At 68.0% G+C, this 25,407-nt stretch carries 18 protein-coding genes and 1 pseudogene; 17 read left to right on the top strand and 2 right to left on the bottom strand.

Translation table 11 applies throughout. The features are described 5' to 3' along the window. The 3 genes and pseudogenes from copC to ABS41_RS11400 form a co-directional block, all read left to right on the top strand. A partial coding sequence (gene copC / locus ABS41_RS11390) for a copper homeostasis periplasmic binding protein CopC (protein WP_290594555.1) occupies window positions 1-304 on the top strand: 304 nt, incomplete at its 5' end. 10 nt (window positions 305-314) lie between these two features. Further along, complete coding sequence (gene copD, locus ABS41_RS11395; protein ID WP_290594556.1) at window positions 315-1,244, top strand: copper homeostasis membrane protein CopD; 930 nt, start codon at window positions 315-317, stop codon at window positions 1,242-1,244. 176 nt (window positions 1,245-1,420) lie between these two features. Next, a pseudogene (locus tag ABS41_RS11400) lies at window positions 1,421-1,732 on the top strand (DUF305 domain-containing protein); the annotation flags it as partial. A gap of 184 nt (window positions 1,733-1,916) precedes the next feature. Here ABS41_RS11400 and ABS41_RS11405 read toward each other — a convergent pair. Next, the gene (locus tag ABS41_RS11405) at window positions 1,917-2,666 is read right to left on the bottom strand and encodes an abortive infection system antitoxin AbiGi family protein (protein WP_162782051.1); all 750 of its coding nucleotides are present in this window, start codon (window positions 2,664-2,666) and stop codon (window positions 1,917-1,919) included. 485 nt (window positions 2,667-3,151) lie between these two features. After that, the gene (locus ABS41_RS11410; RefSeq protein ID WP_290594559.1) at window positions 3,152-4,465 is read right to left on the bottom strand and encodes a hypothetical protein; all 1,314 of its coding nucleotides are present in this window, start codon (window positions 4,463-4,465) and stop codon (window positions 3,152-3,154) included. An 801-nt stretch (window positions 4,466-5,266) separates the two neighbouring features. Here ABS41_RS11410 and ABS41_RS11415 point away from each other — a divergent pair. From ABS41_RS11415 to ABS41_RS11480, 14 genes are all read left to right on the top strand, one after another. Further along, a complete protein-coding gene (locus ABS41_RS11415; RefSeq protein ID WP_290594560.1) occupies window positions 5,267-6,496 on the top strand; it encodes a TolC family protein in 1,230 nt (409 codons plus the stop codon). After that, window positions 6,493-7,845: an efflux RND transporter periplasmic adaptor subunit gene (locus tag ABS41_RS11420; RefSeq protein ID WP_290594561.1), complete on the top strand. Its 1,353-nt coding sequence runs from the start codon at window positions 6,493-6,495 to the stop codon at window positions 7,843-7,845. The genes ABS41_RS11415 and ABS41_RS11420 overlap by 4 nt, the downstream gene beginning before the upstream one ends. A gap of 1 nt (window position 7,846) precedes the next feature. Further along, on the top strand, window positions 7,847-11,008 hold the full coding sequence (locus tag ABS41_RS11425) for a CusA/CzcA family heavy metal efflux RND transporter (protein ID WP_343123835.1): 3,162 nt from the start codon (window positions 7,847-7,849) through the stop codon (window positions 11,006-11,008). Window positions 11,009-12,024: 1,016 nt separating this feature from the next. Further along, window positions 12,025-12,540 carry a MerR family DNA-binding protein gene (locus ABS41_RS11430; protein ID WP_205208532.1) on the top strand — a complete coding sequence of 172 codons (516 nt, stop codon included), beginning with the start codon at window positions 12,025-12,027 and terminating at the stop codon, window positions 12,538-12,540. After that, window positions 12,537-12,821: a DUF5676 family membrane protein gene (locus tag ABS41_RS11435; RefSeq protein WP_162782054.1), complete on the top strand. Its 285-nt coding sequence runs from the start codon at window positions 12,537-12,539 to the stop codon at window positions 12,819-12,821. The genes ABS41_RS11430 and ABS41_RS11435 overlap by 4 nt, the downstream gene beginning before the upstream one ends. Beyond that, complete coding sequence (locus tag ABS41_RS11440; RefSeq protein ID WP_106989563.1) at window positions 12,818-13,063, top strand: hypothetical protein; 246 nt, start codon at window positions 12,818-12,820, stop codon at window positions 13,061-13,063. The genes ABS41_RS11435 and ABS41_RS11440 overlap by 4 nt, the downstream gene beginning before the upstream one ends. Next, complete coding sequence (locus tag ABS41_RS11445; protein WP_290594562.1) at window positions 13,060-15,486, top strand: heavy metal translocating P-type ATPase; 2,427 nt, start codon at window positions 13,060-13,062, stop codon at window positions 15,484-15,486. The genes ABS41_RS11440 and ABS41_RS11445 overlap by 4 nt, the downstream gene beginning before the upstream one ends. Continuing rightward, window positions 15,483-15,881, top strand: a complete 399-nt coding sequence (locus ABS41_RS11450; protein ID WP_290594563.1) for a hypothetical protein — start codon at window positions 15,483-15,485, stop codon at window positions 15,879-15,881. Before ABS41_RS11445 ends, ABS41_RS11450 begins: the two co-directional genes overlap by 4 nt. Before the next feature lie 119 nt (window positions 15,882-16,000). Next, on the top strand, window positions 16,001-17,392 hold the full coding sequence (locus ABS41_RS11455) for an MBL fold metallo-hydrolase (RefSeq protein ID WP_290594564.1): 1,392 nt from the start codon (window positions 16,001-16,003) through the stop codon (window positions 17,390-17,392). After that, window positions 17,389-18,900 (top strand): thymidine phosphorylase family protein, encoded by a 1,512-nt coding sequence (locus ABS41_RS11460; protein ID WP_290594565.1) that lies wholly within the window; start codon window positions 17,389-17,391, stop codon window positions 18,898-18,900. Before ABS41_RS11455 ends, ABS41_RS11460 begins: the two co-directional genes overlap by 4 nt. Further along, the gene (locus ABS41_RS11465) at window positions 18,897-19,814 is read left to right on the top strand and encodes a ribose-phosphate diphosphokinase (protein ID WP_290594566.1); all 918 of its coding nucleotides are present in this window, start codon (window positions 18,897-18,899) and stop codon (window positions 19,812-19,814) included. The genes ABS41_RS11460 and ABS41_RS11465 overlap by 4 nt, the downstream gene beginning before the upstream one ends. Before the next feature lie 40 nt (window positions 19,815-19,854). After that, window positions 19,855-22,317, top strand: coding sequence for a xylulose 5-phosphate 3-epimerase (locus ABS41_RS11470; RefSeq protein WP_290594567.1), 2,463 nt, complete (start codon window positions 19,855-19,857; stop codon window positions 22,315-22,317). Continuing rightward, window positions 22,314-23,921, top strand: a complete 1,608-nt coding sequence (locus tag ABS41_RS11475; RefSeq protein WP_290594569.1) for an AarF/UbiB family protein — start codon at window positions 22,314-22,316, stop codon at window positions 23,919-23,921. Before ABS41_RS11470 ends, ABS41_RS11475 begins: the two co-directional genes overlap by 4 nt. Further along, window positions 23,918-25,045 (top strand): acetate kinase, encoded by a 1,128-nt coding sequence (locus ABS41_RS11480; protein ID WP_290594570.1) that lies wholly within the window; start codon window positions 23,918-23,920, stop codon window positions 25,043-25,045. The genes ABS41_RS11475 and ABS41_RS11480 overlap by 4 nt, the downstream gene beginning before the upstream one ends. Window positions 25,046-25,407 lie beyond the last annotated feature (362 nt).

The following is a 25,407-nucleotide window of genomic DNA, read 5'->3' on the forward strand; positions in this document are numbered from 1 at the left end:
CGCCCACGCGGCGTTACAGCAGTCCACACCGGCAGCAAATGCGGTCGTGGCCTCCCCAAGCCAGATCGATCTCGTGTTCAACGAGACGCTGATTCCGCGAGCGTCGCGGCTCAAGCTGGTCATGAAGCACGGCAGCTCCACCATGCCGATCGAGAATTTCACGACCGAGATCGTCAACAACGGCAAGACCCTGCGTGCCAAGTTGCCCCAGCCGCTGGCTCCAGGCGTCTATACGGTGGAATACCGCGCCGTCGGTGGTGACAATCACCCCATGCCGGGCAGCTTCAGCTTCACGGTGCGCTGAGGAGTCGCGAATGTTCGACCTGTCGGCTTACGCACTGAGATTCCTGGAGTACCTGGTTCTCATGCTTCTTTTCGGCGTCCCACTGTTCGGTTGGTACGGTTTGCGTCGACCGGCACTCGCCCACGCCCTGGCCGGGTGGCCATTCATGGGCGTTCTGTTGGTGAGTGCCGCCGTCGGTCTCGTGCTCACCGGGGCCGATGTCGTCTTCAAGACCGCGGGCATCATGGGAATGCCGATTGCCGACGTTGATCGCGAATCGCTCGGCTGGTATCTGTTTGATACGTCCGCAGGCCGCGCAGCCATGGCGAGAGGCGCGCTGCTGATCGCCATGGCGTTTGTACTCGGATGGCATCGTCGTCGCGGGAAGGTGGAGGCCGCCTTCCCGTTCGCGGCGACGCTGGCGGGCGGCGCCCTCGCCTCGCTGGCATGGAACGGCCACGCCGCCGCTGGCGAGGGCGTGGCAGGCGCGGTCCGGCTCTCTGTGGGCCTCGTCCATCTTCTCGCTGCAGGCGGCTGGATCGCAGCGGTCCTGATGTTCCTGGGAATGCTCCTGCGCGGCAAGGGCGCTGCGGGCAACGGGCGTCTGCGATCAACGCATGACTTCCTGCGTGGATTCTCGACGCTTGGAACGATTTTCGTTGCTGCGCTCATTGTGTCCGGCATCGCGCATTACGGTGATCTCACCGCGTGGTCATTGTCGACGCTGGTCCAGAGCACCTACGGAAACCTGTTGCTGTTCAAACTTGCCCTGTTCGGCGGAATGCTGGGCCTGGGAGCAATGCACCGATGGACGCTGGTGCCGCGCCTTGAACGGGCGCTGGCCGGCGGAGATCCCTCGCAGGAGGTGCGAGCCTTGCGGCAGAGCGTTGCGGCCGAGGCTGCGCTGGCGATCCTGATCCTCATTGTCGTTTCAGTGCTCGGGACGCTCAGCCCCGCTTGACCATACCTTTCAACGACACACACGCTGGCAGGCCTAACTGGTGCCGCCTGTACGTCTCCGACGCACCCGAGAACCAGGTGCGACCGCACACGTTGCCGTAACTGTCGCGGTGCAACGCTTTCCAGGATGGTTGACGTCGGGTGGGACACTGTTCCGGAAACACTAGGAGAAGCAACATGGCACACGCTGTTCAAGGGACAGATCACAAGCACGCCGAGGGCAGCGGGCGTCCCTATCTGCTGTTCTGGATCAACATGGTGCTCGGTCTCGCGGTGATGTACATCGTCATGTTTTCGATGATCGATGGTGTCCGCGACTTCCGGAACAACCTGAACATGTTCTACATGGCACTGACCATGTGGGCTCCGATGGGGATCTTCATGCTCGCCACAATGCCTGGCATGTTCCCCAAGAAGGGCCTGAACATGGCGCTTTACGCAATCTTCGCCGCAGTGACGCTCGGCTCGTTCGGCGCCACGCGCGCGCAGGACATCCGCTCGGGTTGGCAATCCAGCCCGCCCACCCTCGATAATGGTCCCTAATCCGTAGGCCTCGCCCCCCTACCCCGGTACCGGTCGTCGGGACTACCTCGACGATACTCCTGCCACTGGAGCCTGGGACTCCAGGTCGATACGAAAAATTCCCAAAGCTAGCCCTGGACGCGAGCCGGGACTACTCCAGGATGCTGGTGAGCTCCACCTCCCCGATCAGGTAGCGCCCCCGTGCTCGGAGATTGTCGAGGATGGTCCGCAACTCATCGTGGTACCGCGGCGGCGCGACGACTTCCTGCAGGCACGAGGCCAACTCGAGGTTTCCGAACTTGCGCCACTCCCGCTCCATATAGAAGTTCTCGGGGTGATCCTCCGGGAGATCGACATCCCAGAACTTGAGGAAGGCCTGGAGATCACGGGTGATTAGACTACTCGCCTCGTCCACGGCCTCCTGTGCGTCTTGGGCGGGAGCGCCGGCAGCTTTGGACCTGACGGCGGGCGTATCGGGGAAGAAGCGGTCTAGCCCCTCCAGCACCGACTTCACCTCGCCTGGGAATCGCGCACCCCAATTTCCGTACGCTCTCTTGGAGAACGGAATATAGATGACGGGCCGACCGCCCCATTGGGCCACCACCGACCGGCATATTCCGATTCCGAATCGGCCGTAGCGCCGGGCGTGGAATGGCAAGTCTTCCCTCGGGATGTCGCACAAGCAGACCACGGATTGCTGGATCGGTTCTCCATTGGTCACCGGGCGCGCCGGGTCACGGACAGTTCGCATCCCCCCGCGCTCGCCCGCGACCTCGCAGGCCCTCAACTCCATTGAACGCAAGATCGCGCACAACGTTTCGAAGTTCTCCTGATCTGCGCCTGGCCGACGCGCGCCCACCAAGTGATACAGCCTTTGACCAACAAATCGCTGCATGGACATCGACGTTTCCCTCAGGCGCCTAGGCAGCGGATCAAGCGGATTTTTCCGCTTCCCGGCTAATGGCATCTCTCACGCAGTTCAGTACTTCTCCCTCCTCCCGCTCTGCCGTCCAAAGGGGGGGCTTAGGAGGTGCAGTCTGGCCAAGCAGCGCTTGGCATTACCTTTTACTTGATCATGGACTAGGTGCCAATCCGGTGGTCCCAGCGTTGGCCATTGGGCTTGATCTCACCGTCCTTGTAAGCTTTCTCTAGGTCAAAATAGTCTCCGATCCTGTGATCCTCATCGTGGCTCTGGTCATCATGACGGCGATGCTGGTCACAGAGTTCAACTTTCTCAGGCGGCAAGCGTCCGATGGCCAGCCTAGACACCGTCATGCCGACTGAGTCCTCCCAACGCAGACACTGACTTTCTTGGCAGTCGGCGCGGGAGCTTTGAAATACATGTCAACGAAATGAATGCAGAGCGCTGCCCCCCCCTTCGTGCACTCAGGTGCGCGCAAGGGTTAGAACGGGTGCGAAACCGCCCCCGGGCGTGCGGAAGTTGGTGGTTTGCCCGTGATAGAGGCGGGCCGCGAAGAAGAGCACTTGCCCCTGATAGGCATAGCCGCGCAGATCGACCTTCAAAGGGGTTGATTCGGGTCCTGTGTGTCGCACACTGGGTGGAATCAGGGCCTGTGCCACGTAGTCCTGATCGGCCATCTGCGCCCAAGTCTTGTGGGTGAGCTTGTCGCCCCGGTAGCTGGCGCGGCTGCCGAAGCCCGCGGCCGGCTTGAAGAACCATTCTCGTCGTGTGGCCCACAGCTGCTCGCGATTGTCCGCGCTCACCAGCACCGTTCGCGGGACTATCTCGGTGAGCAGGGTCTGCCGATCCGGCGACAGGCCTGCTTTGGCCAAGAATGAGCGGTCTCCCAACAAAGTCAGGTTGCGCTTGTCGGCCCACAGGGCGTGGGCGCGCGGATGGGGACTCAGCGCCACCGCACCCGCGAGATACGCCAGGCGCAGGGCCTGCGAGGTGGGAGCCGTCAACGCGAAGTCAGTGAGGCGGTTGTACACGCAGCCGATGCGCTCCTCGCCCAGCCGCAGCGCCCCGTCGACAAACCGCAGGTCGCCCGGGTCGCAGATCGCCGTCCTATAGCCCCGCGCTTCGAGCGCTCGTTTGAACAGCAGGAACTCGGCATACAGATACTGCTGCTCTGGCGCGTGATCCAGGATGGCCACCAGCGAGTCATCGGCGCGTCCGCCCTGCGCCTGCCATTCATCGAGCAGGACGTCGATGGCGGCCTGCTCGGCCTCGCCGGAAGCGGCCGGCGTGCTCAGCGACGGCAGGCAAAGACGCTGTGCCTTGGCCAAGAGGGCGTTGAGCAGCAGGCCACCGGGATTGGTGTTGATCTCGATGAGCCGGGGTCCTTCGGACCCCAAATGAAAGTCAAAGCCCAGCAGTCCGCCGGGCGAGCCAGGCTCGTACCGGGCGATGACGGGTGCCCAGGCCAACGCGGCTTCGACAAAGGCAGGGGTCGCGACGGCCGCGCTCAATGCCTGCACGGCCGCCTCCATCTGCTGAACGGTGTGCTCGGGCACGAAGATCGGGAGTGCGGCGAACAAGTGCGCGTGGGCATCGGTCAAGCGACTGGATGCGCCCTCCGACGCCAGCAGGCCGTTGACTTGCTCACGCACGGCATCCGGATCCACGGCGACGCAGAAACAATCGCGATGCAGGGCCTCGGCGGTCACGGCTTCCACGCAGGGCGCACCGCACCCCTCCAGGACGCGGCGAATGACGGGCTGGGTCACAACGGTCACGGGACTTGGATCCTCATCAGGAGGGAGTGCTTGTCGGACGGTGGACGGATCCGATGCTACGCTTGTCACGGGGTTGCGGCGCCGGAACTTTCCGGACCGAAGCCTGTCCGATGCCCGGAGCCGGTGAGTTGACGCAGGTCAAGCCGCCAAGACACCAGAACAGGTACCGTGCCGCCCAGGATGAAGACATTTCGCCGCCACCGCTTGCGTACCCGCCTTTCGCTTCTGGCGATGGTGGCGCTGCTGTGGTCGCAATTGGTCCTGGCTGCCCACCCGGCCTGTACCTTGGCCAGCATGGCAATGGACCATGCCCACGACGTGTCGACAGGGCACGTGGACCCCGAGCCGGCCCCCTGCCATCCGTCGCCGTCCCCGGAGAATTCTCCCGTTTGCGATACCCATTGCAGTCGCAGTGACCTGAGCCCGGATGTGGCTCGCGTGCTGGCCGTTCCTGCCTTGGGCGCCTGCTCTGTAGTCCCGGTCATGAGGGTGCAGCGCCTGCCTCATGAGGCTGATGCCGCCCAAACCCCGGGGCCATTGCGCTCCTGGCATCGACCGACTGCCCACCCCGCCAGTCTCCTGTTGATTTGATCCCACACCGATGACCGGCCGGCGCCGCTGTGCGCCGTCGCCCGAAACATCGGTTCGGCCACGTCCTACGGCCGGCGCCGACCGAGCCACCCCTGCGGCCCCCGTGGCCAGCAGCCGTGCAAGGCGAACATCATGGGATCCACGCTCACCCGTACCACCCCGGGGCCCCGCCCTACCCACCCGCGCCGTGGCGCGCTCCACGCTTTGGCCTTGGCGACACTGCTTGTGTTCGCGCCGGCGACCTTTGCCGACACACCGCTTCCCGGCGCCGATGTCGCGTCCGTGCGGGCCTGGCTGTTGGCCAACAACCCGGACTTGCAGGCAATGCAGGCCGAGGCAGAAGCAGCCGAGGCACGCATCTACCCCGCTGGCGCCCTGCCCGACCCGATGGTCGGCATCTCATTGCAGGGGATCAACCCTGATCGCCCGAACTTACTGCCCGGTAACGTCGGGTCGGCGACCTACAGCGTGAAACAGCCTATCCCGCTATGGGGCAAGCGCGGGTTGGCCCGCGACGTGGCGCGACAGCAGGCTGACGCCGTCCAGCTGGAGCGGGAAGCCGCGGCGCTGAGGTTGCTGGCGCAGGCGGAGCAGGCCTATGTGCGCTACTGGCATGCCCGCGAGGGTGTGGCCGTGGTTGACCGGCTGATCGAACTGTTGGCGCAGATGGAAGAGGTTGCCCGGGTACGGTACGCCTTGGGCGTCGCGGCCCAGCAGGATTCCATCCGCGCGCAGGTGGCCCGCACCGCGATGCAGCGCGAACGTATCGAGCGCCTGGCTATCCGTGAAGAGGCCGTGGCCATGTTGAACGCCACCCTCGGCCGGCCGGCCGACGCCCCCTTGGCCGAGCCGACCGGCGAGCCCGTGCTGGCCGTGCCGGCCGCTTCGCTCGGCGAAGCGCTCGGCCTGCTGGCGGAGGCCCGGCATCCTGCCTTGCGGGCCAGTACGGCACTGGCTGGGGCGGCCGATACGGCGGCGCAGCTCCAGCGCCGCCGCCGTTTGCCTGATCTCACGCTCGGCGTGGGCGTCATGCAGCGCGATGATCGCGTCGACGCCTACGAGGTGATGCTCGAAGTGGAGATCCCGCTACAGCGGCGTGCGCTGCGTGAGCGAGAGCGTGAGGCCCTGCTGATGAGGGACGCCGCAACGGCGCGTGCCGAGGCGATCGGTACCGAGCTGCAGGGCCAACTGGGCCAGGCGTGGGCCCAGACCCGGAGTGCACGCGAGCAGCGCCGCCTGATCGAGCAGACATTGTTGCCGCAGGCGCAGGCCAACTTCGAATCCGCCCTCGCCAGCTACCGGGTCGGCGACGTCGACTTCGGCACCTTGTTGGAGGCCTTGGAGGCCTGGCAAGGCGCTGATCTGTCGCGCGTGGATGTCCGTCGTAATGAACTCGTTGGCGCCGCTACGGTGCGCGCCCTGATTGGGAGTGTCGAATGAATCGGTTCAATTGGAGTGTCCTGGCCCTCGCTGTTGGAGCGGCGCTGGCCCTGGGGTGGTGGTCGGGACGCGCCTCGGCGCCGGACGCCGGGTCGCTGAACGTCCAAGAGACCTCGGCCGAATCGGGCGAGCGCAAGATCTTGTACTACCGCAACCCCATGGGTCTGCCCGACACTTCGCCCGTGCCCAAGAAGGACGCCATGGGCATGGACTACATCCCGGTATTTGAGGGCGGAGAGCCGGCCGCGGAGCCGGGAACGGTCGTGTTGCCGCCCGACAAGGTCCAGAAATTGGGCGTGCGCACCGAGGTGGCCGTTCGAGAGGCCTTGGTCGCCAACGTCCGTGCGAGCGCCTCGGTGCAGGTGGACGAGACTCGGCAATTTGTAGTTGCCCCGCGCTTTGAGGGCTGGATAGAGACCCTGTACGCGAACGAGACCGGCATGACAGTGCGGCGCGGCGAGCCGCTGATGGCGATCTACAGCCCGGAGCTGATCGCGGCCCAAGGCGAGTACGCGGTGGCCGATGCGGCGGCGAAGCGTCTGGCCGACAGCGATCCGGCCAGCGCGGCCACCATGCGCCAGTTGCGCGACGCGGCGCAAACGCGCCTACGCAACTGGGAGGTGGCCGGGGCACAGGTCGCTCGCCAGGGTCGAGAGGCCCGCCTGGTGCTGTCGGCACCCGCCGATGCCGTCGTGGTAGATAAGCCCGTCGTCCAGGGCGACCGATTCACCCCGGGCCAGACCATCCTGCGGCTCGCCGACCTCTCCACGGTCTGGGTGATCGCCGAGGTGCCGACATCGGCGTCGGCCGATCTGGCGATCGGCAGCCAGGCCAGCTTCGAGACGCCCAGTCTGCCCGGGCAGCGTTTCGAAGGTGAGGTGAGCTTCCTGCAGCCGGTGGTCAACCTGGCCAGCCGCACGGTCGGCGTGCGAATTGAACTGCCCAATCCCGATGGGGTCCTGCGCCCCGGGCTCTTTGGCGATGTGGAACTGCAGGGCCGCAGCGGGGAGCCTACCGTCGTGGTGCCACGTTCGTCCGTCATCGACTCCGGGACGCGCCAAGTGGTTCTGGTGCAAACGGCGCCGGGCCGCTTCGCGCCACGCGAGGTTCGATTGGGTGCTCGCGCCGGCGACCGGGTCGCCGTGCTGTCAGGCGTCGAGGCCGGGGAGATGGTCGTGGTCTCAGCGAACTTCCTGATCGATGCTGAGAGCAACCTGCGATCGGCCATGCAGGGCATGGAGCACGGCTCGACACCACCGGCCGAGGACCACAGCGCCCATGACGCGTCCGCGGAGCCGACGGCGCCCCCGGTCGATGACCCGCACGCTGCCCATTCGGGAGGGCAGTGACATGCTTGCCCGCCTGATCGAATGGTCGGTCCGCAACGTCTTCCTGATTCTGGTGATGGCGATCGCAGTCACTGCCGCCGGCATTTACGCCGTCGCCAAAACCCCGCTCGATGCCCTGCCCGACCTGTCGGACGTGCAGGTCATCGTATTCACCGAAGTGCCTGGTCAGGCGCCGCAGGTGGTCGAGGACCAGGTCACCTACCCGCTGACCACGGCCATGCTGGCGGTGCCCAAGTCCAAGGTCGTGCGTGGCTTCTCGTTCTTCGGGGCCTCCTTCGTCTACGTGATCTTCGAGGACGGCACCGACATCTACTGGGCGCGCTCACGCGTACTCGAGTATCTGAACTTCGCCTCCAAGAAGCTGCCCGAGGGCGTGACCCCCACGCTGGGACCGGACGCCACGGGCGTGGGCTGGGTCTATCAATATGTGCTTGAGGGCGAACAGTGGTCGCTCGACCAACTGCGCGCCATCCAGGACTGGTATGTGCGCTACCAGCTGACCAAGGCCCCGGGCGTGGCCGAGGTCGCTAGTGTGGGCGGCTTCGTGCGCCAGTATTCGGTCACCGTCGACCCCGGCCGACTGCGCCAGTACGGCATCCCCCTCTCGAGGGTCTCGGAGGTGATCGCCAGCAGCAACCGGGACGTCGGCGGGCGCGTCCTGGAGATGGCGGAGACCGAGTACATGATCCGCGGCCGCGGCTACCTGCGCGGCATCGAGGACATTGAACAGCTGGTCGTCAAGGCCGAGGACGGCACCCCGGTGCTGGTGGGCGACCTGGCCCGGGTCGAGCTGGTGCCGGATGAGCGCCGTGGCGTCACCGAGCTCAACGGGGAAGGAGAAGCGGTGGGCGGCATTGCGGTGGCGCGCTACGGCGAGAACGCCTTGTCGGTGATCGAGGGACTCAAAGAGAAGATCGCGGAGATCGGTCCGGGCCTGCCTGAGGGAGTGTCAATCCGCGCCGTGTATGACCGCTCCGACCTGATCCACCGGGCCATCGCCACCCTGCGCTGGACCCTGTTCGAAGAGAGCCTGATCGTCGCACTGGTGTGCATCGTGTTTCTCTTCCACGTGCGCAGCGCCTTGGTGGCCATCATCATGCTGCCCGTAGGCGTGCTGATCGCGTTCCTGGCGATGCGCCTGCTGGGCATGAACTCCAACATCATGAGCTTGGGCGGCATCGCCATCGCCATTGGCGCGATGGTGGACGCGGCGATTGTGATGATCGAGAACGCGCACAAGCACATCGAGCGCGATGATGGAACCAAGCCCCGCATACAACTGATCATCGATGCCTGCCGGGAAGTGGGGCCGGCACTCTTCTTCAGTCTGCTGATCATCACCGTATCGTTCCTGCCAGTGTTCGCCCTGGAAGCGCAAGAGGGCCGTCTGTTTCACCCGCTGGCCTTCACCAAGACCTTTGCCATGGCAGGCGGCGCCCTGCTGTCGGTGACCTTGGTGCCGGTGCTGATGCTGCTGTTCGTGCGCGGCAAGATCCTGCCTGAAGCCAAGAACCCGGTGAACCGGTTCCTGATCGCGATCTATCGGCCGGTGATTGCCGTTGTGCTTCGGCACAAGGCGGCCACCTTGGTGCTGGCGCTGGTTGCCTTGCTCGGAACGGCTTGGCCTGCTGCGCGCTTGGGCAGTGAGTTCATGCCCACGCTCAACGAAGGCACCCTGCTCTACATGCCTGCGTCGCTGCCCGGCATGTCGGTCACCAAGGCCGCGGAGCTGCTCCAACAGCAGGACCGGATCATCAAGACCTTCCCGGAAGTCGAGTCCGTGTTCGGCAAGGCCGGCCGGGCCCTCACCGCCACGGACCCGGCACCGCTGGAGATGTTCGAGACGGTCATTAACCTCAAACCCGAGGAGCAGTGGCGGGAAGGCATGACCATCGACAAGCTTATCGCCGAGATGGATACGGCGCTGCAGTTCCCGGGCGTGGCCAACTCCTGGACCATGCCGATCAAAGCTCGCACCGACATGCTGGCCACCGGCATCCGCACGCCGATTGGCATCAAGGTGTTCGGGACGGACCTGGGCGAGATGGAGCGACTCGCCAAGGAAATCGAGGCTGCCGTGCGCACGGTTCCGGGCACCACCAGTGCCTACGCCGAGCGTCTCACCGGTGGGTTCTACCTCGACATCGAACCCGACCGTCGCCAGCTGGCGCGCTACAACCTGCCGGTCGGAGAACTGCAGGACGTCATCGCTGCCGCGCTAGGTGGCGAGATGGTCACCACGACGGTGGAAGGGCGTGAGCGTTTTGGCGTGATCGTGCGCTATCCCCGTGAATTGCGCGACAGCCCGCAATCCATCGCGCAGCAAGTGCTGGTGCCGACCATGGACGGTGCCCAGATCCCCTTGGGCGAACTGGCGGATGTGACGGTTCGCAAGGGCGCGCCGTCGATCCGTACCGAGAATGCCCTGCTCTCGGCTTACATCTACGTCGATACGCGCGATCCGGACATGGGCGCCTACGTCCGCGCCGCGCAAGAGGCCGTGGCCAATTCGGTCACTTTCCCGCCGGGCTACTACGCGACCTGGAGCGGCCAGTACGAGTACATGCAGCGGGCGATCGCCAAGATGAAGATCGTGGTCCCGGTGACGCTGTCGCTGATCTTCCTGCTGCTGTACCTGAACTTCCGCCGGGTCACCGAGTCGCTGATCGTGATGCTGTCGGTGCCCTTTGCGCTGGTGGGCGGTGTGTGGCTGATGTGGGCACTGGATTACAACTTGAGTGTCGCGGTCGCCGTGGGCTTCATCGCGTTGGCCGGTGTCGCTGCCGAAACCGGCGTGGTGATGCTGATCTACCTCGACCACGCCCTGGAGGCTCGGGCCCAGGCCCGCCGTGCCAAGGGCGAGGCGCTGACGCTGGCAGATATCACCGATGCCATCGTCGAAGGCGCGGTCGAACGCGTCCGACCCAAGATGATGACGGTCGTTGCGATCATGGCGGGCCTGCTGCCGATCATGTGGAGCACGGGCACCGGCTCGGAGGTCATGCGGCGCATTGCCGCGCCGATGGTCGGCGGCATGGTCTCGTCCACGATCCTGACCCTGGTCGTGATCCCGGCGATCTATGCGCTGGTCAAGCGTCGCGAGTTGCTGGGCCCCCGCGCCCAGCCCCTGCCGGTCGCTGATATGTCGGAGACGGCGCGATGATCGGCCCCGCCCAGGCCATTGACTTGCGTGCGACACCCAGCTTTAGGGTCCGCATACCGCGCCGGCGCCGTGCGGCGAACCGACGCCGGGTCCGGCGCCCAGGCTAGGGGGCGGCCGTGCGGCCCGGGCGTGTCGCCCGGGCCGACGCGCCGCTCCCGGAGTCTGCGGTCCGCTTGCCTCCCACTCTTGCCTCAGGCGTTTGTCATGACTCATCACGACTCGCATCCACTTCCTTCGGGTGTTGCGTGCACCTGCATGTTGGTAGTTCCTGACGCAAGGACGGTGCGGGTCGGTCAATTGACCTAGGTCAAAGCCAGGGATCACGAGAGGTGTAGGGTACTAACCAAGATGAACAGCTTCCGCCGCCACCGCTGGCGCACCCCAATCTCGCTGCTGGCGATGCTGGCGCTGGTTTGGGCACAACTGGTTCTGGCGAGTCATCCGGCGTGCGCAGTTTCGGCGATGGCATCGATGCCCGCCCACGCCGAACATGCCGATCATGCCCAGCCCGCGGCAGCCGACCCGCCCCCGCCGTGCCATGGGGCCTCGCTGAGTGAGGACGCGCCACTGTGCGCTTCCCACTGCAGCCAAGGCGACCTGAGCAAGGAGGCACCGCGCTTGGCGTCTGTCCCCGCCTTGGGCCCACTGCCGACTCTGCCAGTCGTAGCCGTTCAGCGACTGCCGGATGCGGCGGGTCACGCGGTGGCCGCTCGTCCGCATAGCGCTTGGCATCGACCTACGCCGCACCCGGCGAGCCTCCTGCTGATCTGATCCCGCGCCGATGACCGGCCGGTGCCCGTCCGGGCTCCGGTCGCTTCGGTGCAGCCGCCGTGTCCACGGCCTGCCCCGCCGACTCCTACCGCATCGCCCCTGGGCAGCGGTTCGTGCGAGGCCAAGACGATGGGATCGTCCCACTCCAAGCGTGTTGTCACTGCCGCTCTGCGCCGGCCGGCGTGCCTTGACCTGTGTTCGACACACAGGTTTACGGTCTCCGGACGGTTCTGCGGGAGCATGCAATGACGGCCGACCTTCGCAAATCCGATCCGCCGATGACGGTGCGCCGTCTGGCGCACTTGGGAGGCGTGACCGTGCACGTGGTGCGCAACTACCTGCGCCGCGGCCTGCTTCGCGCCGCCAGCCACACCGAGGCCGGCTACCAGTTGTTCTCGACCGCGGAACTGCATCGCCTGCATTTCATCCGCACGGCGCAGCGTCTCGGCTTCACCCTCGCCGAGATCGAGGAAATCCTACGGCGCAGCCGCCAGCGCAAGAGCCCATGTCCGCTGGTACGCGACATCATCAGCCGTCGGCTGACGGAAACCCGCGACCAGCTCGAGCAACTCCTGGCGCTGCAGACGCGAATGGAGCAAGCCGTTGCCCAGTGGTCTCGCCTGCCCGACGCCGTGCCGACGGGCAGTGACGTCTGCGCGCTGATCGAGGCCGTCGCGGCCAGCGAGGCCGCCGCCGTTCCCAAATCCACCTCGCGGCGCCTCTTGGGCCGTCGCGCCTCTGCAGAGGAAAAGACCTCATGACGCGGCCCCGTCAATCCCCCTTGTCTTGCGGGCTGTCGCTGTCGGTAACGGCGGTCCTGCTGTACCTGGCCTGCACGCTGATCGTGGCGTGGTCCCCCGGCGCCCTGGTCGCCGGCCTGGGCCTGGTCGTGCACGGACTGAGCCTGTCCGGCCTCACGCCGGCGGTCGGTGAACTGCGCTGGAGCGCGGTGCTGATCGGTTCGCTCGCGATCGCCGGTTACGCCTTCGTGGCGGGCGCCTTGTTCACCATTGTCAATCGCTTGATTGGAGGTAACCGATGAACCGCTCTAACGTTTCCCTGCTGCTCGCGAGCCTGTTCGCGGCCCCGTTGGCCGTCGCCGCACCGCCGGAGACCGACGAGCCGACCGACGACACCCCGGTGATGCTGATCACCTATGTGCGCCTGGCGATCAACGAGGAGCACGAAACCCGGGCACGCTTTGGCACGGCGTATGAGCAGTACGCGGACGCGGTGCCGCGGTTCTTCCCACGCCGTCGCCGGCCGCTGGCGGTGGCGTCATGAGCACCGCCATGAACACTCAGGCGGTAAGGGTCTGGCCGATCGGCGACATGCTGACCGAGGGCTGCGCCCGCACGCTGGCCGCCACGGTTCGCGGGTTGCCGGGCGTGCAGGCCGCCGAAGCCAATTTTGCGGTCGGCACGCTTCAGGTGCGCTATACCCGCGGCGCTGCGGAGCCGACGGCGATTACGGCGGCGATTCGCGCTTGCGGCTTCACCTGCCGCGCCCCGTCCGCCGAGTTTGTCCCGCCAGGCGCCTCCGCCGGGTCGGCCGCCAGTCACTCTGCACATGCCGGCCATGCCCCGTCGCCCTCCCCCGCAGCGTCGGCCCTCCCTGAGGACGCGACGCCGTCGATGCAAGGGCACGCGGGCCATGCGCCCGTCGCGCCGGACAAGCGCGGCGCGGACCCGCACGAGGGCATGCACCACGGGGGCGATTTGCACGCGGCGGCGGCGGACATGCGCCGGCGCTTCATAGTCGCCTTGGCGTTCTCCATCCCGCTGTTTATCTGGTCCCCGATGGGGCTGATGAGCGCGCCGGCGACGCCATTCGGCCTAACTGAGAACGTCTGGCTATGGCTGCTGGCCAGCGGTGCGCTGCTCTACCCGGGCTGGCCCTTCTTCACGGCCGCGATCCGCTCGCTGCGCCGTGGCGTCCTCGACATGGCGGTGCTGGTGTTGCTCAGTGTCGGCACGGGCTATGTCTTCAGTCTGGGCGCGACGTTTGTGTTCGATGGCCCCAACTTCTACGAGGCTTCCTCGGTCCTGCTGACCTTCATCCTGCTGGGCCACTGGCTTGAGATGCGGGCCCGCGCCGGTGCCTCGGATGCCATGAAGGCCCTGCTCAAACTCTCGCCGCCGCGGGCGATCGTGCGTCGCGACAATGTCGACGTGGAGATCGCCACTGACGACGTGCAGGTGGGCGATGTGGTGGTCGTGCGTCCCGGCGCCAAGGTGCCGGTCGACGGCGAGGTGCTCGAGGGCCAGTCCCAAGTGGACGAGTCGATGCTCACCGGCGAGTCGATGCCGGTGAAGAAGGCGCCGGGCGCTCTGGTGGTTGGCGGCACCATCAATCGCAGCGGCGCCTTCACTTACCGCGCCACCAAAGTCGGCGCCGACACCGCGCTTGCCCAGATCATCCAGTTGGTCCAGGCCGCCCAGAATTCCAAGGCCCCGGCCCAGCTGCTGGCCGACCGCGCCTCGCAATGGCTGGTGCTGGCGGCGATCGTGATCGGCTTGCTGACGTTCGCCGTCTGGTTCTGGTGGCTCGGTCAGACGCTGCTGTTTGCGCTCACCCTGACGATTACGGTGTTCGTGATTGCCTGCCCGGATGCGCTGGGCCTGGCAACGCCCATGGCGATCATGATTGGTACGGGCCTTGGGGCCCGCCACGGCATCTTGTTCAAACATGCCGAGGCCATCGAGCAATGCGCCCGGCTCAACGTGGTGATTTTCGACAAGACTGGCACCTTGACGGTGGGACAACCCGACGTGGTGGATACCGTGGCGGCGGCGGACTGGGACCAGGCGCGCTTGATCGAGGTTGCGGCCGCCGTGGAGGCGCATTCCGAGCACCCGCTGGCACAGGCGATTCTCAAGCACGCCGGGCCGGTCACGGATCGCGCCACCGATTACACCAATATCGACGGCCAAGGCGCGATGGGTCGGGTGGGCGGGCGCTGGGTGCATCTGGGCAACCGCTTGCTGATGGCCGCGCAAGGCGTGGCCGTGGACGAACTGGAGGCCCAGGCCGACGGACTCAAGGGCGCCGGCCGCACCGTCATCTACGTGGCGGTCGATCGGCGCTTGGCAGGCGTCATCGCGATTGCAGACGCCATTCGGCCAACCTCGCGGGCCACCATCGAAGAGCTGCATCGCCGCAATATCCGGGTCGCCATGATCACCGGCGACAACCGCCCGACGGCCGAGCGTGTGGCGGCCGACCTGGGGATCGACATCGTGCTCGCGGACGTGTTGCCGGGCGACAAGGCCGCCGAGGTCAAGAAGCTCCAGGCCCAGGGCCTGAAGGTCGGCATGGTGGGCGATGGCGTCAACGATGCCCCAGCCCTGACCCAAGCCGAGGTCGGCTTCGCGATCGGCGCCGGTACCGACGTGGCGATCGACAGCGCCGACACGGTGCTGATGCGCAGCGACCCCTATGACGTCGTGCGGGCGATCACGATCGCCCGCGGGACGCTGCGCAAGATGCACCAGAACCTGGCGTGGGCGGTGGGCTACAACGTCCTGGCGTTCCCGCTGGCCGCCGGTGTGCTCTTCCCGTTCGTGCTCTCGCCCGAAATCGCCGCGCTGTCGATGTCCGGCAGCTCGGTGATCGTGGCGGTCAATGCGCTGTTGCTCAAGCGTCTCCCCTTGGCCGCGGCTGCGGCCGAGTCGTCCCCCGAGTCCCTCAAGGAGTCCCTGTCATGAATACCGTCCCTGTTTCCTCCCGTACCCCGATCCTGCGCGGCCGAGCCCGTCGCTGGCTGGGTCTGGGCGTGTTGATGCTGGCCTTGGCCGGCACCGCCCACGCCGAAGAAAGCGGCTTCCGGCATGAGGTCCTGATGCGCGGTCAGATACTCGAGGCCCGCTCGGGCGCGTTGGTCGTCTGCGTGGGCGAGGCCGATGGCGCCCAGGTCGGGCAGGTGCTCGACGTCGTGCGCCACAAGCGGGTCTCCCGCAGTCCCAAGGCGGCCGGTGCCCGGTTCCGTCGCGAGCCGGTCGGCCAAGTGCGGATCACGGAGCTGTTCGATACGCACTACGCCCAGGCCCAGGTGGTCACCGGCAAGCCCAAGGTCAACGACACCGTTGAACTGATCCGCTGATGAACGAACGGCGCCTGCGGCAGCGTTGGCCGGCCCTGGGGGCTGGCGATGCAGCCGCAGGGGCCTGGCCGCGGAACCGCCTGCCCCGGGCGGCCCCTTACCCCACAAGGATTCCCCTCATGTCTTCCCCTGCGTCCCGCTCCCTGCATTTCCTCGGCGCCGCCGGCACCGTCACCGGCTCTCGCTATCTGGTCCAGGCGGCGGGTCAACGCATCCTGGTCGATTGCGGCCTGTTCCAGGGCTACAAGCAGCTGCGCGAGCGCAACTGGGCGGATTTTCCGGTCGCGCCCGCGTCCATCGACACGGTGCTGCTGACCCATGCCCACCTGGATCACGCAGGCTATCTGCCGGCCCTGGTCAAGCAAGGCTTCGCTGGACGGATCCTTTGCACCGAGGCCACGCGCGATCTGAGCCAACTGCTGCTGCCCGACAGCGGCCATCTGCTGGAGGAAGAAGCGCGCTACGCGAAGAAGAAGGGCTACTCCAAGCACGCCAATCCGCTGCCGCTGTACACCCAGGAAGATGCGATGACGTGCCTGACCCGATTCGATGGCCGCCCGTTCCTGGAGCCGCAGGCCCTCGCGCCGGGCGTCAGTGCCCGGTTCATCCCGGCCGGCCATATCCTGGGCGCCGCCCAGATTGCGCTGACCATTGACGGTCGCCGCCTGCATTTCACCGGCGACCTCGGCCGCGCCAGTGACGCGCTGATGAAAGCCCCGGCGCCGTTCGAGGGTGCGGACGTGCTGGTGTGCGAGTCCACCTACGGCAACCGCCGACATCCCACCGCCGACGCCGAGGCGGAGCTCGCGCCCGTGATCAAGCGGGTCGCCGCCCGCGGCGGCGTCATTGTCATTCCCGCCTTCGCCGTCGGCCGGGCCCAGGCCCTGATGCTGCATATCGCCCGGCTGCGTCAGCGCGGCGAGATCCCGCGCGTGCCGGTCTATCTCAATAGCCCGATGGCAATCAATGCCACAGACCTCTACCACCGCCACCATGACGAGCACCACGTGACCGACGCCGAGTGCCGGGACATGTTTGAGCTGGCCACCATGGTGCGGACCGTGGAGGAGTCCAAGGCGCTCAATATGCAGCGCGGGCCGATGATTATCATCTCCGCCAGCGGCATGCTCTCCGGTGGGCGCGTCCTGCATCACCTGGTGGCGTTTGGCCAGGACTCGCGCAACGCAATCCTGCTGGCCGGCTACCAGGCCGGCGGCACCCGGGGCGCGGCGCTGGTGCGCGGCGAGAAATCGTTGCGCATCTTCGGGCAGGAGGTGCCGATCCAGGCCGAGGTCGTGGCCATGGAGAGTTTCTCTGGCCACGCCGACAGCGAGGAACTGCTTGCCTGGCTGCGCCCGGCCCCGGTCACGCCCAAGATGACCTACATCACCCATGGCGAACCCGACGCCGCCGATGCCCTGCGCGGCCGGATCGAGCGCGAGCTCGGCTGGCACTGCCGCGTCCCTGAGCATCTGGAACGGGTGCCGCTCGGCGGCGAGGCGGCGGCATGACCGAGCACGCCCACACCCGCCTGCGCGTGGTGCGCGCCGGCATCGATACCTACCAGCAGCCGGTGGTCTATATGCACCGCGACTGCCCCGTCTGCCGCTCGGAGGGCTTTGCGGCCCTGACCCGGGTCCAGATGCGGGTCGGGACACGCGAGGTCATCGCCACCCTGAACGTCGTCACGGGCGATCACCTGGCGGTCGATGAGGTGGCGCTGTCGGACGCGGCTTGGCAGGCCGTAACGCCCGAGGCCGGCGCCTACGCGACGTTCCAGCATCCCGAGCAGGCCGCTTCGGCCGGCGCCCTGCGCGCCAAGGTGTTCGGGGCGCGGCTCGACGACGCCGACTGTCTCGCCCTGATGCGCGACACCGCCGCCAACCGGCTCTCCGACATTGAGCTGGCGGCGTTTGTGACCGCCTGCGCTGGCGAGCGCTTGGACCACGGCGAAACGATCGCCCTGACCCGGGCCATGGTGGCGGTCGGTGAGCGCCTGGACTGGGGCGGCGGTCCGGTGCTGGACAAGCACTGCGTGGGGGGGCTGCCAGGCAATCGCACCACCCCGATCGTGGTCGCGATCATCGCGGCGCTGGGGCATCGCATCCCCAAGACCTCGTCGCGGGCGATCACCTCCCCGGCCGGCACCGCCGACACGATGGAGGTGATGGCCCCGGTGGCGCTGGATTTGGCGGCGATGCGGCGGGTGGTCGAACGCGAGGGCGGCTGCATCGTCTGGGGCGGCAATGTGCGCCTGAGTCCGGCCGACGACGTGCTGATCCGGGTCGAGCGACCGCTGGACTTCGACAGCGACGGCCAACTGGTCGCCAGTGTGCTGTCCAAGAAGGTGGCCGCCGGCGCGAGCCAAGTGCTGATCGACATGCCCGTTGGGCCCACCGCCAAGGTGCGCTCGGACGCGGCGGCGCAGGCGCTGGCAGCACGACTGACCGTCACCGGATCCGCGATGGGCCTGAACCTGGCGGTCTTGCACACCGATGGTCGCCAGCCGGTCGGCATGGGCATCGGCCCGGCGCTGGAGGCCCGCGACGTGCTGGCCGTGCTGCGCGGCGCGCCCGGGGCCCCGGCCGACCTGCGCACGCGGGCTTTGGCCGTCGCCGGCGCTTTGCTCGAGCTCGCGCCCGGCACGCCGCCCGGTCAGGGACCGGCCCTGGCCACGCAGGCATTGGACTCGGGTCGCGCCTGGGCCAAGTTCCTGGCCATCTGTGAGGCGCAAGGCGGCTTCAGCGAGCCGGGCGAAGCACCCTTCCAGGCGCCGGTAGTGGCCCCCCGTGCCGGGCGCATCGCCGCGATCGACAACCGACGCCTGGCCAAGGTGGCCAAGTTGGCCGGCGCACCCGGCGCGGCCTTGGCCGGCGTCGTCTGCACGTTGCGCATCGGGGATCCGGTCGTAGCCGGGCAACCGCTGTACACCGTGCACGCCCAGTCCCCCGGCGAGCGCGACTACGCCTTGGCCTACGCCCAGACCCACACCGACATCCTGTCCCTGGAGGCCCCATGAGCCGCGTGCTGATCCCCTTTCCCGATTTGCAGCCGCTGGCGGTGGATTTGGCGGCGCGTTTGAACGCCCGCGTGGCACCCGTGGGCTGGCGCCGGTTCCCCGACGGGGAATCGCTGGTGACGCTCGACCGCCAACTCAGCGGAGTCGACGTGGTGGTGGTGGCCGGCCTGAGGAACGTGGACTCGGTGGCGCTGGCGCTGCGCTTTGTCGCCGAGACCGCCCGCGAGCTGGGCGCCCGTTCGGTCGGCCTGGTCGCCCCGTACCTGCCCTACATGCGCCAGGACACGCGCTTTCATCCCGGCGAAGCGATCAGCGCGCCGATCTTTGCCCGGTTCCTGGAGCAAAGCGTCGACTGGCTGGTGACGGTGGATCCGCACCTGCACCGCAATCCGCGCCTGGACGGGTTGTTCTCGATCCCGACCCGCCATGTCGCCGCGGCGGCGGCGATGGCGGCCTGGGTGCAGGCCAACGTCCCCGACGCGATCTTGATCGGTCCCGACAGCGAATCGGCGCAGTGGGTTGGCGATATCGCCGCGCGGGCGCAGGTGCCGTTCCAGGTGCTGGCCAAGATCCGGGAGGGCGATCGCTCCGTCCGGGTGAGCCTGCCCGATCCCGTCGCCGCTCGCGGCCGCACGCCCGTGGTGGTCGATGACATCGTCTCCTCGGGCCATACGATGATCGAAACCCTCAAGCATCTGGCCACGCTGGGGTTGCCCCCGGCGACGTGCCTGGTCACCCACGCGGTCTTTTCCGAGGACGCCTACGAGCGCCTGCTCGCCGCCGGCGCCCGGCGCGTCGTCAGCACCGACACCATTCCCCACCCGGCCTGCAATGCCATTGCGATGGCGCCGGCGCTGGCGGTGGCCTGCGAGGCCCTGCTCGCCGAGCGCACCCCGTCCCTGGCCGCCCCGTGAGCCGCGCCGTCCACCGCCCCATCTGTGCCCTGGAGTTTCGATGAACGACCTAACCTGCCCCGCCAGCGCCATCAGCGCCATTGACCAGCACCGGATTGACCAGTTGGCCCGGCGCTACGCCCAGGCCGAGCCGGCCTTCGCCGCGTGGGCCGCCGGCTATGGCGTCATCACGCACACGCCGCTCACCCAGCTGCGCGTGCGCGCCATGCTCGAAGAGTTGGTCGCCACTGGCGCGCTGCCGGATGCAGAGACCGGCTATAGGCGCCTGAGCGCGGCCGATCGCATTGCCAGCGCGGGCATGTGGCTGGTGGCGCATATGACCTACGCCCAGCGTGTCCGGCTCGATGGCAGTCCGATGGCCGCCGAGGACTTCAAGCCGCAGCCCGAAGGCCATACCGGCGGCGCGTTGAACATGGTGCCGGCCTACACCGGTTACCTGGCGATGAATGCGCTCGATGGCCGGACCCGCGCCTGGATGATGGGCCAGGGCCACTGCGTGGCGGCGATCGATGCGCTCAACGTGATCGTCGACAACATGAGCCCGGCGCATGCGGCCCGCTATGGCCTGGATGAGCCGCGGCTGGCGCGATTCGTGGGCGACTTCTACTCCTATGCGCTCACGCCCGAGGGGCGGCCGGCCTCGCCGCTGGGCTCGCACGTCAACGCCCACACCGCCGGCGGCCTGCAGGAAGGCGGCTATCTGGGCTTTGCCGAGCTGCACTACGTGCACGCGCCGCTGCCCGGTGAGCGGCTGGTCGCGTTCGTCAGCGATGGCGCCTTCGAGGAGCAGCGTGGCGGCGACTGGGCGCCGCGCTGGTGGCGCCCGGACGATTCGGGCTTGGTCGCGCCCATCATGATCCTCAACGGCCGGCGCATCGAGCAGCGCAGCCAGATCGAACAGCAGGGCGGCGAGGACTGGCTGTATCGCCACCTGCGGCTCAATGGATTCGAACCCATCGGCCTGGACGGGCGCGATCCGGCCAGCATCGCCTGGGGCATCCATGTCATCGAGTCGCGGCTGCAGGCCTGCACCGAGGCGGCCGCGCTGCATCCCGAGGGCGATTTCCGAATCCCGCTGCGCTACGGTGTCGCCGAGGCGCCCAAGGGCTTTGGGTTTCCCGGCGCCGGCACCAACGCCGCCCACAACTTGCCGCTATCGGGTAATCCCCACCGCGATGCGGCCGCCCGCGAGCAGTTCAATGCCGGCTGTGCGCCGCTCTACGTGCCGCCGGCGGATCTGCAGGCGGCGATTGCGGCTCTCAATACACACGCGACTCAGGGTCGGCCGCGCGAGCGCGACCACGCGCTCGCGACCCGCCAGGTGGCGCTGCCGACCGTGCCCGAGCCGGCCTGGGCGGAGCCCGGCACGATTGGCTCGCCGATGGCCGCTCTGGATGGTCAGTTTGTTCGCTTGGTGCAGGCCAACCCGCAGCTGCGCCCGCGCGTGGGTAATCCCGATGAGTTGCGCAGCAACAAACTCGACGCGACCCTGGACCTGCTCAAACACCGGGTGCAGGAGCCGGAAGCCGGCGTCGCAGAATCGCGCACCGGCGCTGTAGTCACCGCGCTCAACGAGGAGGCGGTCGTTTGCGCGGCGCTGGCGAACAAGGGCGGACTCAACCTGGTGGTGACGTACGAGGCCTTCGCCCCGAAGATGCTGGGCGCCTTGCGCCAGGAACTCATTTTCTCCCGGCATCTGCGCGAGGCCGGGCGGCCGCCGGGCTGGCTGGGCGTACCGGTGGTGCTGACGTCGCACACCTGGGAGAACGCCAAGAACGAACAGTCCCACCAGGACCCGACCCTGGCCGAGGCGCTGCTGGGCGAAATGGCGGACGGCGCCCGCGTGTGTTTCCCGCCGGACGGCAACAGCGCCATGGTGGCCCTGACCCATAGCCTGCGGGCCCAGGGCACGATCACGGCGCTGGTGGTGCCCAAGCGCGAGGTGCCCAATCGTTTGACGCCGGCGCAGGCGCGCCTGCTCGCCGAGGAGGGCCTGCTCTTGCTGCACGGCGACCCCGACACCGCCGCGGTGCTGCTGGCCGCCACCGGCAGCTACCAGCTGGGGGAAGTGTTACGGGCGCATCAGCGACTTCAATCGTCGGGGATCGCCACGGCCGTCATCTATATCGGCGAGCCAGGGCGGCTGCGGGCCGGACGCGATGCACGGGAAACCGCCTACGTGCTTTCTGATGCCTTGGTGCTGCGCCATTTCCCGGTCGGCACCCCACGCGTGTTCGTGACCCATACCCGGCCCGAACCCTACCTGGGCGCGCTTCGGCGGATCGATACCGGGCCCGCCACGACGCGGGCACTGGGCTTCGTCAACCAGGGCGGCACGCTGGACGTGCCAGGGCTGCTGTTCGCCAACGGCTGCACCTGGGCGCATACGGTCGCGGCGGCGCTGGCAGTGCTGGGTCGCCCCCTCAATGACGGATTGCGGGCCGACGAGCAAGCCGCCCTGGCCGGCCGCGGCGACCCGACCCTGATCACGCGCCCGGCATGAACACCTCTCAACCAAAGCCTGCCTCGCGCCTGCCCCGCAGCCTGCAGATCGCCGTTGCCTTGGGCGGCTTCGGCTGGACTTGGTGGCGGCGCCATCGGCGCGCCCCGGAAAGCCTGCCGGCGCGCCTGCGCGAAACCCTGGAAGGCTTGGGGACGACCTTCGTCAAGCTGGGCCAGGGATTGAGCCTGCGCCGGGACCTCTTGCCGGCCCCGTACCTGGTCGAGCTGGAGGCCTTGCACGCCCACGTGCCGCCGTTCGAGTCGGCGTTGGCGGTGGCGGCGATCGAGTCCGCGTTCGGCCAGCCCGTGGACCAGCTGTTCGCCGAGTTCGAGCCCGTCCCCTTCGCCGCCGCGTCGGTCGCCCAGGTGCACCGGGCCCAACTGCCGGACGGGCGCACGGTCGCGGTCAAGGTACGCCGGCCCGGCATCGTGGCCCAGGTGCATGCCGACCTGCGGCTGCTGCGGCGCTTCGTGCGGGTTTGCCAATGGCTGCTCCCCGGCCTGCGGCGCTACCAGCCCCTGGACCTGATCGAGGAGTTGGGGCAGTTCCTGCACCAGGAAATCGACATGGTCCAGGAGGCACGCAACATGCGGCGTCTGGCCAGCACGCTCGATCCCCTGCCCTACCTGACCTTGCCGCACGTGGTGGAGCCGCTGGTCGCCCCGGCGGTGATCGTGCAGGAGTTCAGCCACGGCGCGCCGCTGGCGACGCGCAATCGCACGCCGCGCGGCCGCGACCTGGCCGGCCTGCTGCTCGATGCCTACGTCCACCAGCTGATGGGGGCCGGCGTGTTTCATGCCGATCCGCATCCGGGCAACTTGTTTGAACTCCCGGACGGTCGCCTCTGCTTTCACGACTTTGGCTCCATCGGCTACTTGGACCCGGCAGCGCGCACCGCGTTCGCGCAACTGATCGAGGGCCTGGTGGTGGACGATGCCTCGGCGGTGCTCGATGCCGTGGTGGCGATGGGGTTCATTCAGGGCGCGATCGATCGACGGGCCTATGTGCGCGCCATCAGTGAAATCCTCAGCAGCCTGGCCACCCTGCCCCTCAACGAATGGTCCATGGCTGATGCGATCTGGCGGGTGGCGCGGATCGGGGCGGGCGCGAACTTCCGGCTGCCCCGTCATCTGCTGGTCCTGATGCGCACGCTGTTCCTGGCCGAGAACACGCTGCGGGGCCTGGACCCGGATCTGGACCTGATGCAGGCCCTGGGCGCCCGCGCCCAACGCATGGTCCAGACTTTGCAGCAGCAGGCGGGCGGGCGGCCGATGCATGAGCAACTGCTCAAGAGCGCCGAGCAGCTGCCGGTCGTGGCGATGCAGATGCTTCGGCAGCTGCAACTGGACGAAGGGCGGCCCGCGCTGTCGCTGCACCATCGCGGCCTGGAGCCGCTGGAAACGACGCTGGCGCGCACCGGCAATCGCCTGGCCTTGGCGCTGGTGACGCTGGGCCTGTACCTGGCCGGGTCGGTGATGATGCTGCACGGCGCCGGGCCGCGCCTGTGGGGCCATCTGCCGGTGCTCTCGGGGCTGGCGTTCGCGGCCGCGCTCGTGCTGTCCTGGCGGCTGGTGCGCGCCATCTCGCGCTCGGGGCACCTATGAGCGCGCCGCGCGATGTCCTGACGATCAACGTCGGCTCGGCCACCGTCAAGGCGGCGTACTACGCGATGGATGCGCAGGGCGTCCTGATCACGCCGGCGGCCCGCGCCAAGATCGCCGTGCTGCCCGAGGATGCGCATGACGCCCGCAGTGCGGACCGCTGGCTGTCGCAGTTGCTGGTGCAGCTGCCGGCCAGGGCCGGGCAGCCTTCGCGCGTGGCGCACCGGGTCGTGCACGGCGCGGCCCGCCCGGGTCCGGCCCGCGTCACCGAGGCATTGATGACCGAGCTGACGGCGCTCACGCCGTTGGCGCCCCTGCATCAAGGCCCGGCCCTGCGGCTGATCGATGCCGCCCGGCACCGCTGGCCGGGGGTGCCGCAGGTGGCCGCTTTCGACACCAGTTGGCATGCGACCCTCGCGCCGTGGGCCCGGCGCCTGCCGGTACCGGCGAGCCTGCATGCGGCTGGCGTGATGCGCTACGGCTTCCACGGCCTCGCCTTCGCCTCGGCCGTGCGCCAACTCTCGGCGCTGGCCCCGGCGCTGGCGCAGGCGCGGCTGGTGCTGGTGCACCTGGGCGGTGGTTCCAGCCTGTGCGCGGTGGCCAACGGCCGCAGCGTCGATACCACCATGGGCATGACGCCCCTGGACGGGGTGCCGATGGCGACCCGGTCGGGCAGCCTCGACCCCGGCGTCGTGCTGTACCTCGCGCAGACACGGCACATGCCGCTGCCCCAGATCGAACACCTGCTCTGGCGCGAGTCCGGCCTGCGGGGGCTGTCGGGCGGCAGTGGCGACATGCGCGAACTGCTGGCCGATACCAGTGAGTCGGCCGGCCACGCCCGGGCGCACTACGCCCTTCGAATCGCGCAGGCCGTCGCGGCCATGGCGACCAGCCTCGGCGGGGTGGACGCGATCGTGTTCTCGGGTGGCATTGGCGATGGCGCCGCGCCGATCCGGGCCGCCGTGGCCGAACGTCTGGCCTGGATGGGCCTGCGCCTGGACCCGGAGGCCAATGCAGCCGGGGTGGCGCAGATCCACGCGGCCGGCGCGGCGATCTCGGTCTTCGTTGTCCGGGCCGACGAAGAGCAGGAGCTGGCGTTGGCGGCGCTGGCGGAGCCAACGCCATGAGCCGGGCGAGCGCGCCGCAGCGGACGTTGTCCCGGGGTGACCGCGCGCTTCGCGATCGGGTCGCGGCGCTGTTGGCGCGGGCCGAGGTGACGCTCGATGGCGATCAGCCGTGGGACCTGCAGGTGCATGACCCGCGCTTCTTCGCCCGGGTGCTGGCGCAGGGCTCGCTGGGGCTGGGGGAGTCCTACATGGACGGAGACTGGGACGCACCCGCCCTCGACGCCTTGCTGGCGCGCCTGTTGCGCGCCCGGTTGAATCACCAGGTGGTGGGGTGGGCCGATCGTTGGGCCGCCGTGCGGGCGCGGCTGATCAACGCCCAAACGCGGCGTCGCGCCGGAGGGTACGGAGCTGGCCCAGTCCCC

Origin of the sequence: Arenimonas sp. SCN 70-307 (genome assembly GCF_001724815.1) — a bacterium.
Classification (GTDB): Bacteria; Pseudomonadota; Gammaproteobacteria; order Xanthomonadales; family Xanthomonadaceae; genus Arenimonas.

What these genes read in the sequence shown, in the direction of transcription:
- ABS41_RS11425 (WP_343123835.1), top strand. Translation starts at nt 7,847, where the DNA reads ATGCTTGCCCGCCTGATCGAATGGTCGGTCCGCAACGTCTTCCTGATT.
- ABS41_RS11465 (WP_290594566.1), top strand. Translation starts at nt 18,897, where the DNA reads ATGAGCCGCGTGCTGATCCCCTTTCCCGATTTGCAGCCGCTGGCGGTG.
- ABS41_RS11405 (WP_162782051.1), bottom strand. Translation starts at nt 2,666, where the DNA reads ATGTCCATGCAGCGATTTGTTGGTCAAAGGCTGTATCACTTGGTGGGC.
- ABS41_RS11430 (WP_205208532.1), top strand. Translation starts at nt 12,025, where the DNA reads ATGACGGCCGACCTTCGCAAATCCGATCCGCCGATGACGGTGCGCCGT.
- ABS41_RS11480 (WP_290594570.1), top strand. Translation starts at nt 23,918, where the DNA reads ATGAGCGCGCCGCGCGATGTCCTGACGATCAACGTCGGCTCGGCCACC.
- ABS41_RS11475 (WP_290594569.1), top strand. Translation starts at nt 22,314, where the DNA reads ATGAACACCTCTCAACCAAAGCCTGCCTCGCGCCTGCCCCGCAGCCTG.
- ABS41_RS11455 (WP_290594564.1), top strand. Translation starts at nt 16,001, where the DNA reads ATGTCTTCCCCTGCGTCCCGCTCCCTGCATTTCCTCGGCGCCGCCGGC.
- ABS41_RS11445 (WP_290594562.1), top strand. Translation starts at nt 13,060, where the DNA reads ATGAGCACCGCCATGAACACTCAGGCGGTAAGGGTCTGGCCGATCGGC.
- ABS41_RS11435 (WP_162782054.1), top strand. Translation starts at nt 12,537, where the DNA reads ATGACGCGGCCCCGTCAATCCCCCTTGTCTTGCGGGCTGTCGCTGTCG.
- ABS41_RS11420 (WP_290594561.1), top strand. Translation starts at nt 6,493, where the DNA reads ATGAATCGGTTCAATTGGAGTGTCCTGGCCCTCGCTGTTGGAGCGGCG.
- ABS41_RS11460 (WP_290594565.1), top strand. Translation starts at nt 17,389, where the DNA reads ATGACCGAGCACGCCCACACCCGCCTGCGCGTGGTGCGCGCCGGCATC.
- ABS41_RS11470 (WP_290594567.1), top strand. Translation starts at nt 19,855, where the DNA reads ATGAACGACCTAACCTGCCCCGCCAGCGCCATCAGCGCCATTGACCAG.
- ABS41_RS11450 (WP_290594563.1), top strand. Translation starts at nt 15,483, where the DNA reads ATGAATACCGTCCCTGTTTCCTCCCGTACCCCGATCCTGCGCGGCCGA.
- ABS41_RS11440 (WP_106989563.1), top strand. Translation starts at nt 12,818, where the DNA reads ATGAACCGCTCTAACGTTTCCCTGCTGCTCGCGAGCCTGTTCGCGGCC.
- copD (WP_290594556.1), top strand. Translation starts at nt 315, where the DNA reads ATGTTCGACCTGTCGGCTTACGCACTGAGATTCCTGGAGTACCTGGTT.